Origin of the sequence: Mesorhizobium sp. M0923 (assembly GCF_040319365.1) — a bacterium.
GTDB lineage: Bacteria > Pseudomonadota > Alphaproteobacteria > Rhizobiales > Rhizobiaceae > Mesorhizobium.
On sequence record NZ_JAMYNW010000002.1, the window covers coordinates 20,024 to 36,415 of the forward strand.

Sequence of the window (16,392 nt, forward strand, 5' to 3'; positions counted from 1 at the left end):
CAAAAGCCGAGAGGCGGTCATAAGCTTTTCTCATCTCATTATAACGACATGACTTCGACCGCAAGTGCCTTGCAGTATGTTCGGGCATGGTCGGCAGGGAGGACCAGCTCGAACTGTATCACTTAACTTTTTGTTTTCACAATGTAATCTCGCACGCTTTGTGAACCGCAGTAAGAAAACGCCGCAACACCGGCAGGAGCTCACCACGAAGATAGCGCTTGCATGGTTGCTTCATGTTGTCATAACGTCATGGACATCGCTGTGTGGCTATGCGGAGGGTCGGATGTCTTTGGCTTGGATTTCGAAACTGGCACTGGCTGCAGGGTTGTTGGCCTCGCCCACCCTTGGTTGGGCCCAATCGGTCAACATCTCCTATCTGACCCACTGGTCGCCCGAAACGGTCGCTTTGCTGGACGCCGCGGCCAAGGACTACGCCAAGAGCAATCCGGATGTGACCGTCACCATCCGCGCCGTCCCCTTCGGCGACCTCCTGACGACACTGCGTTCCCAGGGCGGCAGTTCCGATGGGCCGACGATCGGCGGCATCTACGATTTGTGGCTGCCCGAACTGGCGCGAGACAAGCTGGTCGCGCCGGCCCCCGACACGGTTGCCGGCGAGGTCAGGAGTGCGTGGCCGGCCGGTGTCGTCAGCGCAGCCTCCGTTGGTGGCACGCTCTACGGCATTCCAAACGAGATCGACGTCTATGCGCTGAACTACAACAAGGAGCTGTTCAAGCAGGCAGGCATTACGGCCGCGCCGAAGACCTGGTCCGAATTGAAGGATGCGGCCCAGAAGCTGACCAGGAAAGATGCCGGCCAGCAAGGTTTCGGCATGATCAATTCCTGGGCGGCGGGCGTCGTCCATCCCTTCGCCTCGCTGCTGGTCTCCAATGGCGGCGAGCTGGTCAAGGGCGGCAAACCGATGCTCGACAGTCCTCAATCCGGTGAGACTTTCCAGCTCTACGAGGATCTGATCAAGTCCGGCGCCAGCGAGCCGGCGATGGCCACCGCCGACGCCAACACAACCGGCCCCTTCCTAGACAATTTCGTCTCCGGCAAGACCGGCATGATCATCATGGCCAACTGGTGGGAAAGCGCATTGAAGAGCGGCATGGGCGACAAGTTCTCCAATATCGCCACCGCACCCATCCCGGTCGGTCCGAGCGGCGACAAGCCGCACTCGATCTCCTATTCATGGATGACCGTCGTCAACGCCAATACCGGTCAGGCCGAACAAAAAGCGGCATGGGATTTCCTGGTATGGCTGAACAGTCCGAAGTCCGGCAAGAACGGCGCATCGGCAATGTCGGATATTCTGATGTCGATGGGCATCCTGCCGACGCGGACCTCCGACATCGAAGCCCATAAGGACAAGCTCGGTTCCGAGTTCCTGTCCGGCTATGTCAGCGTGCTTGCCGACGCCAAGCCCTTCCCTGTCGTCCCGGGCGGCCAGGAGTTCAGCGAATCGCTGCAGCAGACGCTCGAGGCGTTGCAGTATGGGCAGCTCTCGGCCAAGGATGCGCAGGCGAACGCGCAGGCCGATGCCGTCTCGATCCTGGAGCGTGCCGCCAAATAGCGAAGGCGTTGTTTCGAGAGCCCGACGCTTTGGAAGCAGAGCGATGATCAAGACCTATCGTGCCTCGGCGGGCATCATGCTGGCGCCCGCCGTGACACTGATCGGCGTTTTCATCCTGCTGCCGATGCTGCTCACCATCTGGCTGTCATTCCAGGACTGGTCGACGCAAACGCCTTTTTCCAATGCGAGCTTCATCGGCTTCGACAATTTTCGCGAAATATTCGGGCCGACCTCGGTTGGGCGGGATTTCAAGCGAGCACTGCTCAACACCGCGATCTACACGGCATTGTCGGTGATGCTCATCCTGCCCCTTTCGGTCGCGTTCGGTTTGATGGTCTACCAGCGCGATGTCGCAGGCGGCACGGCGCTGCGGACCGTGTTGTTTTCCACCTACATGGTGCCGATGATCGCCGTGACGCTGGTCTGGTCGAAGCTTTATTCGCCGAGCGAAGGGCCGCTCAACCAGATGCTCGGCCTCGCCGGCATCGGCCCGCAACCCTGGCTGTCCTCGCCAAGATCGGCGTTGATCTCGATCGTCGTCCTGAATGTCTGGCAGCAGATCGGCTATTTTACCGTGCTGGCCGTTGCCGGGCTGACCCAGATCCCGGGCAGTCTTTACGAGGCGGCGACTCTGGACGGCGCCACCCGACGCGAACAGTTCCGCTTTATCACGTTGCCGCTGCTGCGGCGCACGCTTCTGTTCAGCGCCGTCATCGCCATCATAAACGCCGTGCAGGTGTTCGAGCCGGTGGCGCTGATCACCCAAGGCGGGCCGGTCGGCTCGACCAATGTGCTGACCTATCACATCCGCCGTGTCGGCATCGAGCGCGCGCAAGGCGGATTGGGCTCGGCCATGGCAGTGATGCTGATGTTGGCGCTGATCGTCGTTGTGTGCGCGCTGTTTGCATTTGCCAACCGGAAGGATGACGAATGAGCGCGCCGGGCCGATCAGCATCGAGCCGGTTGGCGCGCAAACGCCTGGCGGGCCGCAGAGCACTGCTCGCCACGCTGATGCTGCTGGTTGCCGTGGCCTCCGCCTTTCCGCTGTTGTGGATGGTGCTCTCCAGCCTGAAGACGCCGGCCGAAACCATGCAGGTGCCGCCGGCGTGGATACCGCGCACGCCGAGCCTCGAAGCGTATGAGAAAGTGTCCGGCGTCATCAATGTCGGCCGCTCGATGTGGAATTCGCTCGTGATCGCCACGATCACCACCGCCGGCATTCTGGTCACCAGCATGATGGCTGGCTACGTCTTCGCCAAGCATCACTTTCCCGGCCGCTCACTGCTGTTTTCGATGCTGATCGCCACCATGTTCCTGCCGCCGATCGTCACACTGATCCCGCTGTACCGTCTCGTCGGATCAATCGGCCTGAATGCCAGCCTTGCCGGCATCATCGTGCCCAACCTCGCCAATGCCTTCGGCATTTTCCTGATGCGCCAGTTCATCGCCGGCGTGCCGGACGATTTGATCGACGCGGCACGGATGGATGGGGCGTCGGAACTTGTGATCCTGTTCAAGATCGTCGCGCCGAGCGTGGCGCCCGCGACCGCGGCATTGGCGCTGTTTGCCTTCGTCTATCATTGGAACAGCTATCTGTGGCCGCTTACCGTGCTGCAGGGCAATGCGGAAGATTATCCGATCGTCATTAGCCTCAGCCGCCTGCTCAGCTACAACAGAGGTGCGCTCAACACCGGACTGGTCATGGCGGGCGCCACTCTTGCCGTGCTGCCGCCATTGCTGCTGTTCGTCTTCCTGCAGCGCTTCTTCGTGGATTCGATCGTCGGCTCGGCGGTCAAGGGGTAGCGTCGGCGGCACGGCCGGCATCCGCCCGGCTGTCGTCGGAACGCGCCCTGAAAGCTACCAAGCCATCAGCGAACTTGGACGCCAATGCCTACAGCTTAGCTGCAGCTGTGATATCGGTTGTTGTGCTACATATGTAACCATGCTCATCACCCCACGAGCGGGAGATCATGGCACCTACCCATGAGACTATTGAACTGTCGGGATTTGGCGTCCTCACCGGAAGGCCGAAGGAGGTTGGTGACCGACTTGATCGCCTAACTGCCGAGCTGGTCATAGCAGTAACGGTCGAGCATGGGAATGAACCTGCTGTGCGCGGCCTCGCGGACACGCTCGTCAGCATTGCGCCTCTGGTGCGTACGATCCTGATGAGTCGCCAGCGCGAAGCCATAAGCACGATAATCGACGCCCTGGTCCCTGACGTGCCGCCTCCGCAACACATGCTCATAGAAGCGCGGATGGCGGCCGAGGCGAGAAGAGAAGTATTGGAAAGCGGCGATTGGCTGACCGCTCCTCAAGTCGCGACAATGGCAGGGTTCAGCACGAGCAACCCACGTGCGCAGCCAAACAAGTGGAAAAAAGAAGGCCGGATCTTCGCAGTTCGGCATCGGGGCGTAGACTATTTTCCCGGCTACGCTCTGGATATTGCAGCTGGATATCGGCCCGCTAAACCGCTCGCTAAGGTTCTGAGTGTGTTTCGCGGGAAAAAGGATGCCTGGGGGCTCGCCTATTGGTTTGCATCGATCAATAGCTTCCTTGGCGGCAAACGTCCGCAAGATGTGCTCGCCTCGGACCCCGAACGCGTTCTTTCAGCTGCCGAGGATGAGTTAGCACGCGCACCACATGGCTAATCGACGCTGCTTGGCGCGCGAAGCTATGGTGAGCCGCATCCGATGGTGAGTCGCCCATGGCGCATGGTATCGGACGCATCCAGGCCGGCGCCTGTATGGCGGTCGAGACGAGTCTCTTTTTTGTCACTCAGGGACAGTTGGCGCGACGCGATCTGAACGACATCGGCGGCCCGTGATGGCTCGAGATGCCGCAACGCCTGAACGACTGTTCCCGCACCACTCCCCGGTGCTATCAGGTGTTTGGGCGACGCATGGCGCAGGTCGATAACACGCCTTCCGAGCACCACGCGACGGGATGAACCGTCCGTGAGATATGAGATTCGGGCGGGAACTTGGCTGGTCAGACCAAGCGCATTGGCCGCATGCGTCCCGGCGACCTGCACATGAGAGCCCGTCTCCCTGGCCAGACCTGGGCAACATCATCGGGCGACGGGGAAAGCGCCCAAGTTTTGGATGCAGTTTCGGGAAATCGTAAAGTCCGCGGGCGAGACGCCGCAACCTACCTCTTTGATGAGGCGCGAGAGCGCCTGATCGATCGCTGACCGTCCCGCCAGATCTTGCGGAAGGCTGCCCCGGAGGAGGACAGCGACTAAGCGACGGCACGATGCCGAGCTTCACGCAGCAAATCTCGGCTCCGGAACTCCCGTTACTCCGAGGCCGGTGATGGCAAAAAGGCTGCCGCGTAAAACTCCGTCGCCCGGAAAGCGCGGCAGCGGCGGCTTGGCCATCGACGTGACGTAGAGGGTGTCGAGCTTCGGCCCGCCGAACATGACGCTGGTGATCTTCTTGACGGGCATGTCAATGATGCGATCAACGCTGCCGTCGGGCGCGTAACGCACCAGCCTGCCGTCATAGACCAGCGCGTTCCAGAGGAATCCTTCCGAATCGACAGTTGAGCCGTCGGCCGCCCCTCCCCGGCTGGTATCGACGCGCGTGAAAGTGCGCCGGTTATTGGCGGCACCGGTTTCGATATCGTAGTCGTAGGCCCAGATCTCGCCGGTCCAGGTGTCGGCGAAATAGAAGGTGCGGTCGTCTGGACTCCAGCACGGGCCGTTCGAGCAGATGATGCCGGAATCTATCCTGGTCACGGAGAAATCGGGATCGAGCCGGTAGAGCCCTCCGGAGGGTCCCTCTTCCATCGTGTCCATTGAGCCCGCGAAGAAGCGGCCGCGCCGATCGACCTTGCCGTCATTGAGCCGGTTCATCGGCCGGTCCGGCTCCGGATCGTGGATCGGCGTCACCTCGCCAGTGGCGAAATCAAGCAGATGGAAGCCGCGCTGCAGCGACACCACCGCGCCACCGCCGTCCTTGCGCAACGCCATCGAGCCGATCTTCATCGGCACGTCCCAGCAACGGATCTCGCGGCCGTCGGCGGTCGCCCGAAACACGCGCCCATCGAAACTGTCGATCCAGTAGAGGCGCTCCTGTTCAACGTCCCACAGCGGTCCCTCGCCCAGCGTGGTTTTCACGTCCACCACGACCTCGATCTTCATGCCGTCCTCCTCTGTTCGAACCTTGCAGAAACCGGTCAGAACGCGACCTGGTCGCCGCCCTTCAATGACAGGATTTCGCGAGCCTCGTCGGGCGTCGCCACTTCCATGCCGAGGCCTTCGATAATCTTACGGGCAAGCACCACCTGCTCGGCGTTCGATTTGGCAAGCTTGCCCTTGCCGGCCCACAGACTGTCTTCGAGCCCAACGCGAATATTGCCGCCAAGCGCTGCCGATTGCGCGGCAATGCGCAGCTGGCTGGCGCCGGCACCCAGCACCGACCAGCGGTATTGATCGCCGAACAGGCGATCGGCGGTGCGCTTCATATGGGCGACGTCTTCCGGGTGCGTACCGATGCCGCCGAGCAGGCCGAACACGGACTGTACGAAGAACGGCGGTTTCACCAGCCCGCGATCGGCGAAATGCGAGAGGTTATAGAGATGGGCAATGTCGTAGCACTCGAACTCGAAGCGCGTGCCGTTGTCGTAACAGGTCTCCAGTATGTACTCGATGTCCTTGAACGAGTTGCGGAAGACCAGGTCACGCGTCGCTTCCAGGTGCGGCCTTTCCCAGTCGAACTTGAACGTTTCGTATTTGTCTACGAGGTGATAGAGCCCGAAATTGATCGACCCCATGTTGAGCGAGGCGACTTCCGGCTTGAACTGGGCGGCGGGCCGCACACGCTCCTCCACCTTCATGTAAGGACTGCCGCCGGTGGTGATGTTGATGGCGGCATTGGTGCCTTGCTTGACGCGCGGCAGGAAACGCGCGAACGCCTCCGGCGTCTGGTCGGGCTTGCCGGTCTCAGGGTCGCGGGCATGCAGATGCAGGATTGCCGCACCAGCCTCGGCCGCCGCAATCGCCTCCGAGGCGATCTGGTCTGGCGTGATCGGCAGATAAGGCGACATGGTCGGCGTATGGATTGCCCCCGTCACCGCACAGGTGATGATGACCTTGCCCTTGGCCTGCGGGGCGCCGGGCTTGCGGCTTGTTTCCATCATCGTCCAAACTCCCGATCCGATTTTTTCTTGTGCGCCGCCAGCGCCATCAGCCGACGGTCGCGCCAGACCTGCCGTTCGCCGAGTTCTTCCCGCGGCAGGCGCGTGCGGCGCTGGGCCTCGATCGTCTCCATGACCTCGCCGGCCCAGTCGACCCGACGCAGCATCTGCGGGAAGATGTTGGAATAGATCGTCTGGTAGCGCTCTACATAGTCGCGCACACCACCAGGCGCGTTGAGGTCGATCGTTTCGAAGGGACCCATGAACGACCAGCGCAGCGCCAGCCCCTCGCGCAGGCCCGTGTCGACGTCCTCGACACTGGCGTAGCCGTCGGCGACGAGCCGGAACGCCTCCTCCAACAGCGCGCCCTGCAAGCGATTCATGATGAAGCCGTCGAGTTCGCGCTTCATCACCAGCGGCGCGTGGCCCGCTTCGACAAGAAAGGCGCGGGTCCTTTCCACCGTTTCGGCGGAGGTCCATGGCGCCGGCACGACTTCCGCTGCCGGGATGAGATAGGGCGGATTGATTGGATGTACGACGAGGCAGCGATGCCGCGCCTGCAGATGATCGGTGAATTTCGACGGCAACAGCGCCGAGGTGGAACTGGCGATCACCGCCTGCGGACCGGCAAGGGCGTCGATCCGAGAGAATACGTCACGCTTCACCTCCAGGTTTTCCGGTGTGTTCTCCTGGACGTGGACGGCATCGGCCAAGGCTTCTCCAAGCTCCGCCACAATGGTGATGCGGCCAAGCACGGCATCGACCGCCTGTCCCCGCAGCAGATCGTTGGCGGCGAGGTCGCCGAGCACGCCGGCGATATAGTCGCGCGCACCGCTGGTCGCGGCCGCCGCCTGGTCCCACATCCGCACATCATGCCCCGCGCGAGCGAAGCTGATCGCCCACGCTCGCCCGATGAAACCGCTTCCGACAATTGCTACCTTCGCCATGATCGCCCCTCAGAGTGTCTCGACATTGCCGTCGACGCCAAGCGATTGGCCGGAAATGTTGACGCCCGCATCGGAAAGCAGGAAGGCCACCATTGCCGCGACATCGTATGGGCTGGTCATGCGGCGCAGCGAGATGTTCTGCAGATAGCGTTGTGTCATCTCCTCGTTTGACACGCCGAGCTGCCTTGCCCGGTCGGCAATGACCTTGTCGATGCGCGGCCCTTCGATGATACCGGGCAAGATGGCATTGACCCTGATCCCATGCGGTCCGAGTTCCTTGGCGAGGCTCTGGGTCAGGCCGACAACGCCGAACTTGGCAGCCGAATAGGGGGTGCGGAATGCGTAGCCATGGCGGCCGGCGGCCGAAGACATTGAGACGATCGAGCCGCCGCCCGCCGCCTTGATCAGCGGCACGGCACGCCGCGCGCACAGGAACTGGCCGGTCAGGCAGATATCTATGCAACGCCGCCAGTCTGCCGGATCGATCTCGTCGACGCCGCCGGTCGGCCCGGCAATGCCGGCATTGTTGATCAGGGCGTCGAGCCCGCCGAGCTTCTCCTTGACAGTCTCGAACAGCCGGTCGACATCATCATCGCGCGAAACGTCGGCCTTGACTGCGGCTGCGAGCGTAATTCTCTCTGGAGCAGCGGCCAGCGCCTCGTCGGAGATATCGCAGATCACGACACGCGCGCCGAGCCGCGACAGTGTCTCTGCAATGGCAAAGCCGATGCCGCCAGCGCCCGCCGTGACCAGCACACGCTGGCCTTTGAGCCCGGTCAGGAATTCGTCCGCCGATGCCGGTGCGCTTGAGCTCATTGTTCCATCCCTTTCACTGAATCCGCCTTTCGCGCAGCGCCATGACGGCACCGAGCACCACCAGCCCAAACAGGATTGCCCGCGTCGCGTAAGGCAGCGTCGTGCCGGCGAGCAGCATCTGCAACGCGGTCAGGAGCAGCACCCCACCCAGCATGCCGAGATAGTGGCCACGCCCGCCGGTAATCAGCGCACCGCCGACCACGACGACGGCGATGGAGGGCAGTAGATAATCGTCGCCCATGCCGAGGCTGGCCTGGCCGGAAAAGCCGGTCAGCATGATGCCGACGATCGCCGCGCAGACCGCCGACAGGACATAGACGAGGATGAGCGTGCGACCGACCGCGATGCCGGAGAGCTGGGCTGCGCGCAGGCTGTTGCCGATGCCATAGACGCGGCGGCCGAAAGCGGTGCGGCCGAGCAGCAGTACGGCAAATACGACGAAGGCGATCATGAACAGCACCACCGGCGTGATGGCGAATATTTTGCCGGTCATGAACCAGCGCAGCATCGGCGCGGAGAAGCCGGCCGGCGTGCCTTGCGAGTAGAGCAAAGCGAAACCTTGCAGAATGCCGTTGGTGGCCAGCGTCATTACAATTGGCGAAATGCCGAGGAAGACGATGCCGATGCCGTTGGCGAGACCGATCAGGCAAGCGATGAGCAGCACCGCCGGCAGCGCATAGGCAAGTGCAGCATCCGACCCGTTGACCATGCCGGCAAGCAGGATTCCTGACAGGCCGATCGTCCACGGCACCGACAGGTCGAGCCCACCGGTGAGGATTACGCTGCCCTGCCCAAGCGCCAGGATGGCAAGGAAGCTCGACAGCACGAACAGCGAGTTCCAGTAGGTGACGTTGACGATGGCGCGTCCAAGCCAGATCTGGGTGACGATCACGACGACGGCCAGGCAGACATAGGCCGGCAGCGCATAGCGCAGCGTCTCGGCGTTACGGACATGGAAGGCCGGCTGCGGCGCCTGCTGGTCGCCAGCGCTGCCCCGCTTGATTCTCAGCCGCCGGTCGGTGCGATCGATCTGCGAGGGCAGCATTCCGGCGCGCCACGCGGCCAGCCGAGCCCGTAGCGCACGCAGTTGGCGGGCAAGCACGGAGCCATGCGACAGCGAGCCGGCAAGCACGGCAAGGATCAGGATCATGCCCTCGGCGATCGTCGAATAATAGGCCGAGACGTTGAGCACGAGCAGGATGTTGACGACCATCATCAGGATGTAGGCGCCGAAGACGGTGCCGACTGGCCCGCCTTGACCGCCGCCCAGCCTTGTGCCGCCGACGACGACCGCCGCGAACATCGACAGCAACAACGGGTTGCCGACCAGCGGATCGCCGCTGCCGGTCTGGGCGCTGATGAAAACGCCGGCAAGCCCATAGCAGCCGCCGGCAATGACATAGACCAGGAAGCGTACGAGAACGACGCGCACACCGACCGCGGCGGCGGCATCCGGGTCGCTGCCGAGCGCATAAAGCGCCGTCCCGAAGCGTGTTCCTTTGAGCCAGAACCAGCCGAGCAGGACGACGCCGATGACCACCAGCGGCATCGGTATCCAGCCGGCAATGGCATCACCGAGATAGAAGGCGCCAAGATCGGGCGAGACGAAACCGCCCGGCTTGTCCATGACCAGCAGCGTTACCCCCTGCAGGATGAACATGGTCGACAGTGTGACGACGATTGGCTGCATGCGCAGGACGGCGATGAAGAAGCCGTTGAAGGCGCCGACCAGCATGCCGACACCAATTCCGGCCAAGGTCCACAGCGCGACACTCGTGCCGGTTGCCATCGGATCCATGCCTTTTGCCAGAACGACATTGACCAGCGAGATCACCGCGCCCGCGGACAGGTCGAAACCGCCGGACAGGATGACCAGGGTCTGGCCGATCGCCGCCAGTGCCGAGGTGGCGCCGCCGCTCGACAGGAACGAAATATCGAAATAAGTGAGCCGCCCGGCACTTACCAGATCAACGATTAGCAGGAGCACGGCAAAGACCATCGCCGCGATGATCGCGCCGCGATGCCGCGCGAGGAGCCGCGACACTGTTGCGGCCGGTACCGCGGGCGAACTCGTCACGCTCATTCCGCCGCCTCCCGGACCAACTCGCCATGGCCAAGCGCCGGCCGCATGATCGCGCCTTCCGTGATGTCGTTGCCGGCAAGCTCCGCCACCAGGTGACCGTCGTAGAGGACGAGCACCCGGTCGCATTGATGGACCAGCTCGGGAATTTCGGTTGAATGCAGAAGGATCGAGCCGCCGGCCGCCACATAGTCGCGCATCATCACATAGAGCTCGTGCTTGGTGCCGACGTCGATGCCGCGGGTCGGATCGAAAAGCAGCAGGATCCGGCTTTCGGCGACCAGCCATTTGGCAATGGCTATCTTCTGCTGGTTGCCGCCAGAGAACGCCCCTGCCCTCGTCCATAATGCACTGCGGTCGACCTCCACGGTTGAGAAGGCGGACTGCACGGCCTTTGCCTCCTCGTCGTTTCTGATCAGGCCAAATCGGGTAAAGCGTTCGACCACAGGCAGCGATGCATTCTGCCGGCCCGAGAGCTTCAGGAACAGGCCTTCGGTCTTGCGGTCCTCCGGCACCAGCCCGATCGCCATGTTGGGCTTGAGCGCATCGGAGGGCGAGCCGAGCCAGACCTTGCGGCCGTCGACCAGGACATGGCCGCGCTCGATCTCGGCCATGCCGAAGCAGGCGAGGAACAAGTCGAGCTGCCCCATGCCCTGAAGCCCGGCAATGCCGAGAATCTCGCCCTTGCGCAGGTCGAAATCGACGCCGTCGAGCTTCCTCCCCGTCTTGAGATCGCGCACACCGAGCACCGGCGGACCGAAGGCGGCCTCACTTTGAGGTTTCGGCGGGAAGGTCTGGGCGATGCTGCGGCCGATGATCTTTTCGATCACCTCACCATCCGAAACATCGGCAACCGGCGCGGTCACGATGTGGTGGCCGTTCCTGAGAATGGTCAGCGTGTCGCAGAAAGCCCGCACCTCGCGCATGCGATGGGTGATGAACACGACCGTGGTACCGGCCGCTTTCAATTGCGCGATGATGGCGCCCAGCCACTCGACATCGCCACCTGACAGTGTCGAAGTCGGCTCGTCGAGCAGAAGGATGCGCGGCTTGCGATAGAGCGCGCGCGCGATTTCGATCTTCTGGCGGATGGCGAGATCGAGCGTCGCTACCTCGGCATCGAGATCGACCGTAAACCCCAGATCGGAGATGTGCTTGCGGACTGCCTTGCGCGCGCTCAACCGCCTGATCAGGCCGATCGAGCCAACGGGCGCGTAAGGCAGCAACATGTTATCGAGAACGCTGAGATCGCGTACCAGGGTCATTTCCTGGAAGGCTGTCTGCACGCCTTTGGCATGCGCGGCGCGCGGCGAACCGAGTGGCGCCGGTTCGCCTGACACGGTGATTTGCCCATCGTCGGGCCGTACCAGCCCCGACAGCAGCTTAACGAGCGTGGACTTGCCCGCACCGTTCTCGCCAAGCAAGGCATGCACGCTGCCGGAAGCGATCTCGAAGGAAACGCCATCGAGGGCAACTGTTGCGCCAAACGCCTTGCGGACGCCCTCTATGCCGACAGCTGTCGAATGCGCTGACATCATGATCTCAGTCCCAGCCCGCATGAAAGCTGCGTGGAGCGCCTCGAAAGCACCCCACGCCCCACTTCGGAAGGCCTACTCCTCGGGCTGGCCTACAAGGGCGGCCGCGAGACCGATCTCAGGTGTCTGATCGGAGAAGATCGAGGCGAACCAGCCTGGGTTCGAGACCAGCGACGGTTTGAACGCATTGCAACCAGCCTTCATCTCCGCCCAGGTGCCCTCGTCGCAAAGCTTTATCGTCTCGTTGGTGACGACCGGCAGCGGCAGGATCGTCTTCTTGGCAACGTGCTTGCCTTCAAGCGCCTCGACGGCAAGCTTGAGAGCGAGCGCCCCGGAATAAGGCGGCGAGGCGTAGGAAATGCGCGGCGCGCCGAGCGGCGCATAGGGAGAGGTTGCGCCCTCGACCTCCGTGCCCTCCGGCAGCATCTGGATGCGCCCGCCATTGGAGCCCTCGCCGGCGCAAGGCAGGAGTTCGCTGACCTTCTTGCCGGCCTCGAGCTGCATGGAATTGGCAGTGAAGCAGCCTACCTGCATCCACAGCCCATTTATGTCATCCCAGCTGCGCGTCGCCAATATCTTGGACAGTTCGGTACGGGCCACCGCCTGGCTCCACATGCCGACAGCTTCGCCGACGATCTTGATGTCGGGATGCTTGGCAAACACCTCCTTCGCGGCCTTGGTGCGCAGATCATCGACCGACGTGCCGGGAACGCCGGTCACCGCGATGATGTTGCCCTTGCCATTAAGTTTCTTGACCAGCCACTCCGCCGTCACCCGGCCAGCCTCTTCCTGGTCGATATGGACGTTGTAGGCGCAGGGCTCGGTGATCTCGGCATCATAGGCAAACACCTTTACCCCCTTGTCGCAGGCGTTCTTCACCACCTGGTTGAGCGCTGTCGGCGAGATCGGGAAAATCACGATGGCTTCGGCGCCTGCCTGCACCATCGCGTTGATCTGCTGGATCTGGCGCTGTGCGTTCGGCCCCGCCACCTGAACCTGGAGGTCGACCTTGTCGGCCATGCTCTTGTGCGACGCCATCGCCTTGAGCATGTTGGCGGCCTCGGCCTGCCAATCATTGCCGATGAAGCTCATGCTGAGAAATATCTTGTGCTTTCCGGCCGCTTCGGCGGCGGACGTACCACAAACGCAAACAGCCATGCCGGCAAGCAGCGCAAGCCGCCGGGCCTTCGATCCGATACCCATTCGAAACTCCTCCCAGTTCAGACGACCGAATGGCTCCCAAGGGTACGAAACGTACTCCTTGTCATTCGATGCGGCTGACCGTATCATGATTTGATCAAAGATCAATGATGAAATGGCTAAGAGGGAAAAGTCGGAAACGCGGGCGCTTGACGCGGCAATCCGAACCTTGCATTCCGGACACAGGCGCCGGGTATGACAAGAGCGTCGCTCGAATGGGGGAAGGTTGACAGAAATGGCTGGGGCGGCATTCAGGAAGCCGGGCGTCGAGATCACGCCGCTGTCCAGGGAAACCCTGCAGGACAGGGTTTACCGGCACGTTACCGAGTTGATCCTCGACGGCAGCATCGTTCCAGGTGAAATGGTGACGGTGCAGAGCCTCGCAGACGCTTTCGGCGTCAGCCCGATGCCGGTTCGCGAGGCTCTGAGGCGTCTGAGCGCGGCCAACGCCTTGATGGTGGTTTCGGGCCGTTCGATCGGTATCCCGGCATTAAGTCGTGCGCGGCTTATCGATCTCAGGAACGTCAGGTTCGAAATCGAGGCGATCGCCGCCGCATGGGCCGCAGAACGCATTGACGATCACGGCGTGATGCTGCTGGGCCAGCATCTGGAGGCACTCGAGCAGGCCAATGCCGCTGGCGACGTCAAATCCTATCTCAGGGCCAATTACGCCTTTCACTTTTCCATCTACCGGGCCGCGGGCTCGGAAAACATGCTCAGCATCATCGAGAACCTGTGGCTGCAGATCAGCCCCTATTTCAACATGCTGCACGATTCCGGAAACTATTCGACCGCCAACCAGCACCATCAGGAGATGTTTGCAGCGCTGCGAAACCGCAACGCGGAGGCGGTCCGGGCTGCGGTTCGCGCTGACATCGACGCGGCTTTCACTGTCCTGATCAAACTGCTGAAATAGTCGCAGGTCGCCAAGCCCGACATGGCAGGACGGTGATGCTCACCACGAACCGAACCGCCGAGCATCAGCGGGCATTTCCGGCGCCTTGCTGCGGTGATTCATCCAGAGGGGACGATCCAGCGCTCACAGGGCCGAGTTGGTCAGGGGTAGCGCTTGCCAGAGCCTACAAGCTCATCCTTGAATGCTGGCGTTGCGGTGTGACCGTCGGCACGGGTGAAGGCATGCCCGAGCGGCTTGTCAACAAGAACGGGAGACGGCAGTGTTCTGACGTTATCAATGAGCCGCGTTTCGCCGAGCCAGGCCGCTGCAAACAGGCGTGCCGGCCGATCCAGGCTTGCTATCGGTTGCAGATCTGCCTCGCCACGGAGTTCCAGGTACTCGACCTCGCGATAGCCCGCGGACAGGATCGCTGCGCGCGCTTCGGCAAGCGTTGGCAGGACGGGAGAGCCGTTCGAGAGCCCCGCCGCCGTATTGAGTAGGACCGATGCTAGCCTTGGGGCGACGGCGCGCTCTGCCGGCGAGAGCCGGACATTGCGCGATGACAAAGCGAGACCATCGGCTTCCCGGACTGTCGGACAGGGGACGACGGTGATCGGAATATCCAGGTCCCGGACCATGCGCCTGATAAGTTGAAGCTGCTGGAAGTCCTTCTCTCCGAAAAAGGCGAAATCAGCGCCGGTCTGCAGGAAGAGTTTTGCAACGACGGTCGCCACCCCATCGAAATGGCCGGGCCGGAACGCACCGCAAAGGCTTTCACTGACGCCCGACACGGACACGGTCGTGGCGAAGCCGTCAGGATACATCTCAGTCGCATCCGGAACATAAAGCAGGTGGGCGCCCAGCCGCGTGAGCTTTGCAGCGTCTTCGTCTTCCGTGCGGGGATAGGCGGCAAGATCCGCCGCACTGTTGAACTGCTTGGGATTGACGAACAGCGTCACGATCACGCGATCGGCCTTTTGAAGCGCAGAACGCACGAGACTCAAATGCCCTTCATGCAAGGCCCCCATCGTAGGCACCACGGCGATGTTGGCACCAGAACGGCGCCATCCCGCCACAACGGTACGAAGCCCGGCAATGGTGCGGACGATCGGCACGCTCACGCGGATTCTCCGGCCTGCGGCGCGTCGGCGGAGAGATGTTCGGCCGCCGGAAAGCGCCCTCCCCGCACATCAGCCGCATAAGCCGCAATGGCCGCTTCGGCCTCTGAGCCCAGTTCGGCATAGCGCTTGACGAATTTCGGACGAAAACCGGTGAACATGCCCAGAATATCGTCGACGACCAGAACCTGGCCGTCGCAGGCGGCGGAGGCGCCGATCCCGATGGTTGGAATCGTAACCTCCTCGGTTATTCTTCGTGCGAGCGGCTCGGCCACCTTTTCCAGTACAACGGAGAATGAGCCGGATTCGGCAACAGCAACAGCGTCCCGCAAAATCCTGTCGCCGTCTCTGCCCCTGCCCTGGACCTTGTAGCCGCCAAGCACATTGATCGCTTGCGGTGTCAGCCCGACATGGCTCATGACGGGGATGCCGCGGGCAATGAGAAAGCGGATCGTGTCAGCCATGCTCTCGCCGCCCTCCAGCTTGACCGCAGCGCATCCGGTCTCCGCCATCAGCCGGGCGGCGTTGCGAAAGGCCTGTTCGCAGCCCTCCTCATAGGAGCCGAACGGCATGTCGACGACCATCAGCGCCCGTTCAAGACCGCGGCGCACGGCCTTGCCGTGCATGATCATCATCTCCAGCGTAACTCCGAGGGTTGACGTCAGGCCATGAAGCACCATGCCGACGCTGTCGCCGACCAGGACCACGTCGCAATGCCTATCGGCGAGGCGCGCAACGGGCGTTGTATACGCTGTTAAGCAGACAATCGGCATCTTGTGCTTTCGGGCCGCAATGTCCGGCGGCGTCAGCGCCTTTGTTTCGACCGCCACACTCATCGGCACATTCCCTTGGGTCAAGTTCCAGCGGTGACGGTTTTGCATAGTTCTGTGCAGGTGCGAAGGCCAAAACCGCACTGCATCAGAAAAGTTTGTGCGTCGCGAAGCAGGCTCTCCGCAAAGCAAAGACAGAGGGCCAGCGTTTCTCTGCTTCGGTGATCCTGCGCGACAACCGTGTTGCTGATCGGCTGAGCAATCGGGCTCCGGCCGTTTTCAACTCGAACAGTTTAACTGCCGCACGGCGGTTCAC

The 16,392-nt window shown here is 62.3% G+C and carries 14 protein-coding genes and 1 pseudogene; 5 read left to right on the top strand and 10 right to left on the bottom strand.

Annotation, left to right across the window (positions count from 1 at the left end; all coding sequences use genetic code 11):
* Positions 1–283 precede the first annotated feature (283 nt).
* The 4 genes from NKH89_RS03810 to NKH89_RS03825 all read left to right on the top strand — a co-directional run bounded on the left by NKH89_RS03810 (position 284) and on the right by NKH89_RS03825 (position 4,227).
* Entirely contained in the window at positions 284–1,576 is a 1,293-nt protein-coding gene (locus NKH89_RS03810) for an ABC transporter substrate-binding protein (RefSeq protein ID WP_352908423.1), read from the top strand.
* 43 nt (positions 1,577–1,619) lie between these two features.
* On the top strand, positions 1,620–2,510 hold the full coding sequence (locus NKH89_RS03815) for a carbohydrate ABC transporter permease (RefSeq protein ID WP_352484393.1): 891 nt from the start codon (positions 1,620–1,622) through the stop codon (positions 2,508–2,510).
* Positions 2,507–3,379 (top strand): carbohydrate ABC transporter permease, encoded by an 873-nt coding sequence (locus tag NKH89_RS03820; protein ID WP_352908424.1) that lies wholly within the window; start codon positions 2,507–2,509, stop codon positions 3,377–3,379. Before NKH89_RS03815 ends, NKH89_RS03820 begins: the two co-directional genes overlap by 4 nt.
* A gap of 167 nt (positions 3,380–3,546) precedes the next feature.
* The gene (locus NKH89_RS03825) at positions 3,547–4,227 is read left to right on the top strand and encodes a hypothetical protein (protein ID WP_352908425.1); all 681 of its coding nucleotides are present in this window, start codon (positions 3,547–3,549) and stop codon (positions 4,225–4,227) included.
* Between the two features lie 40 nt (positions 4,228–4,267).
* On the opposite strand, the pseudogene NKH89_RS03830 reads toward NKH89_RS03825, so the two are convergent.
* The 8 genes and pseudogenes from NKH89_RS03830 to NKH89_RS03865 form a co-directional block, all read right to left on the bottom strand.
* Positions 4,268–4,781 (bottom strand): annotated as a pseudogene (locus tag NKH89_RS03830) (DUF6088 family protein); the annotation flags it as partial.
* 60 nt (positions 4,782–4,841) lie between these two features.
* Entirely contained in the window at positions 4,842–5,720 is an 879-nt protein-coding gene (locus tag NKH89_RS03835; RefSeq protein WP_352549452.1) for an SMP-30/gluconolactonase/LRE family protein, read from the bottom strand.
* 35 nt (positions 5,721–5,755) lie between these two features.
* Positions 5,756–6,718, bottom strand: a complete 963-nt coding sequence (gene kce, locus NKH89_RS03840) for a 3,5-dioxohexanoate:acetyl-CoA acetone transferase (RefSeq protein WP_352494302.1) — start codon at positions 6,716–6,718, stop codon at positions 5,756–5,758.
* Positions 6,715–7,662, bottom strand: coding sequence for a 3-hydroxyacyl-CoA dehydrogenase (locus tag NKH89_RS03845; RefSeq protein WP_352908426.1), 948 nt, complete (start codon positions 7,660–7,662; stop codon positions 6,715–6,717). Before NKH89_RS03845 ends, kce begins: the two co-directional genes overlap by 4 nt.
* A 9-nt stretch (positions 7,663–7,671) precedes the next feature.
* On the bottom strand, positions 7,672–8,478 hold the full coding sequence (locus tag NKH89_RS03850; RefSeq protein ID WP_352908427.1) for an SDR family oxidoreductase: 807 nt from the start codon (positions 8,476–8,478) through the stop codon (positions 7,672–7,674).
* Positions 8,479–8,491: 13 nt separating this feature from the next.
* Entirely contained in the window at positions 8,492–10,561 is a 2,070-nt protein-coding gene (locus NKH89_RS03855; RefSeq protein ID WP_352908428.1) for an ABC transporter permease, read from the bottom strand.
* A complete protein-coding gene (locus NKH89_RS03860) occupies positions 10,558–12,096 on the bottom strand; it encodes a sugar ABC transporter ATP-binding protein (protein WP_502895957.1) in 1,539 nt (512 codons plus the stop codon). The genes NKH89_RS03855 and NKH89_RS03860 overlap by 4 nt, the downstream gene beginning before the upstream one ends.
* Positions 12,097–12,168: 72 nt before the next feature.
* Complete coding sequence (locus tag NKH89_RS03865) at positions 12,169–13,296, bottom strand: sugar ABC transporter substrate-binding protein (RefSeq protein WP_023722272.1); 1,128 nt, start codon at positions 13,294–13,296, stop codon at positions 12,169–12,171.
* Positions 13,297–13,528: 232 nt separating this feature from the next.
* On the opposite strand from NKH89_RS03865, the gene NKH89_RS03870 reads away from it, so the two are divergent.
* Positions 13,529–14,209, top strand: coding sequence for a GntR family transcriptional regulator (locus tag NKH89_RS03870; protein ID WP_352484666.1), 681 nt, complete (start codon positions 13,529–13,531; stop codon positions 14,207–14,209).
* A 140-nt stretch (positions 14,210–14,349) separates the two neighbouring features.
* Here the strand turns inward: NKH89_RS03870 and panC are convergent, their stop codons facing one another.
* Both panC and panB read right to left on the bottom strand, forming a co-directional pair.
* Entirely contained in the window at positions 14,350–15,309 is a 960-nt protein-coding gene (gene panC, locus NKH89_RS03875; RefSeq protein ID WP_352494305.1) for a pantoate--beta-alanine ligase, read from the bottom strand.
* Positions 15,306–16,142: a 3-methyl-2-oxobutanoate hydroxymethyltransferase gene (gene panB / locus NKH89_RS03880; RefSeq protein WP_352484667.1), complete on the bottom strand. Its 837-nt coding sequence runs from the start codon at positions 16,140–16,142 to the stop codon at positions 15,306–15,308. The genes panC and panB overlap by 4 nt, the downstream gene beginning before the upstream one ends.
* Positions 16,143–16,392: the final 250 nt, after the last annotated feature.

What these genes read in the sequence shown, in the direction of transcription:
- NKH89_RS03810 (WP_352908423.1), top strand. Translation starts at nt 284, where the DNA reads ATGTCTTTGGCTTGGATTTCGAAACTGGCACTGGCTGCAGGGTTGTTG.
- NKH89_RS03815 (WP_352484393.1), top strand. Translation starts at nt 1,620, where the DNA reads ATGATCAAGACCTATCGTGCCTCGGCGGGCATCATGCTGGCGCCCGCC.
- NKH89_RS03820 (WP_352908424.1), top strand. Translation starts at nt 2,507, where the DNA reads ATGAGCGCGCCGGGCCGATCAGCATCGAGCCGGTTGGCGCGCAAACGC.
- NKH89_RS03825 (WP_352908425.1), top strand. Translation starts at nt 3,547, where the DNA reads ATGGCACCTACCCATGAGACTATTGAACTGTCGGGATTTGGCGTCCTC.
- NKH89_RS03835 (WP_352549452.1), bottom strand. Translation starts at nt 5,720, where the DNA reads ATGAAGATCGAGGTCGTGGTGGACGTGAAAACCACGCTGGGCGAGGGA.
- kce (WP_352494302.1), bottom strand. Translation starts at nt 6,718, where the DNA reads ATGATGGAAACAAGCCGCAAGCCCGGCGCCCCGCAGGCCAAGGGCAAG.
- NKH89_RS03845 (WP_352908426.1), bottom strand. Translation starts at nt 7,662, where the DNA reads ATGGCGAAGGTAGCAATTGTCGGAAGCGGTTTCATCGGGCGAGCGTGG.
- NKH89_RS03850 (WP_352908427.1), bottom strand. Translation starts at nt 8,478, where the DNA reads ATGAGCTCAAGCGCACCGGCATCGGCGGACGAATTCCTGACCGGGCTC.
- NKH89_RS03855 (WP_352908428.1), bottom strand. Translation starts at nt 10,561, where the DNA reads ATGAGCGTGACGAGTTCGCCCGCGGTACCGGCCGCAACAGTGTCGCGG.
- NKH89_RS03860 (WP_502895957.1), bottom strand. Translation starts at nt 12,096, where the DNA reads ATGATGTCAGCGCATTCGACAGCTGTCGGCATAGAGGGCGTCCGCAAG.
- NKH89_RS03865 (WP_023722272.1), bottom strand. Translation starts at nt 13,296, where the DNA reads ATGGGTATCGGATCGAAGGCCCGGCGGCTTGCGCTGCTTGCCGGCATG.
- NKH89_RS03870 (WP_352484666.1), top strand. Translation starts at nt 13,529, where the DNA reads ATGGCTGGGGCGGCATTCAGGAAGCCGGGCGTCGAGATCACGCCGCTG.
- panB (WP_352484667.1), bottom strand. Translation starts at nt 16,142, where the DNA reads ATGAGTGTGGCGGTCGAAACAAAGGCGCTGACGCCGCCGGACATTGCG.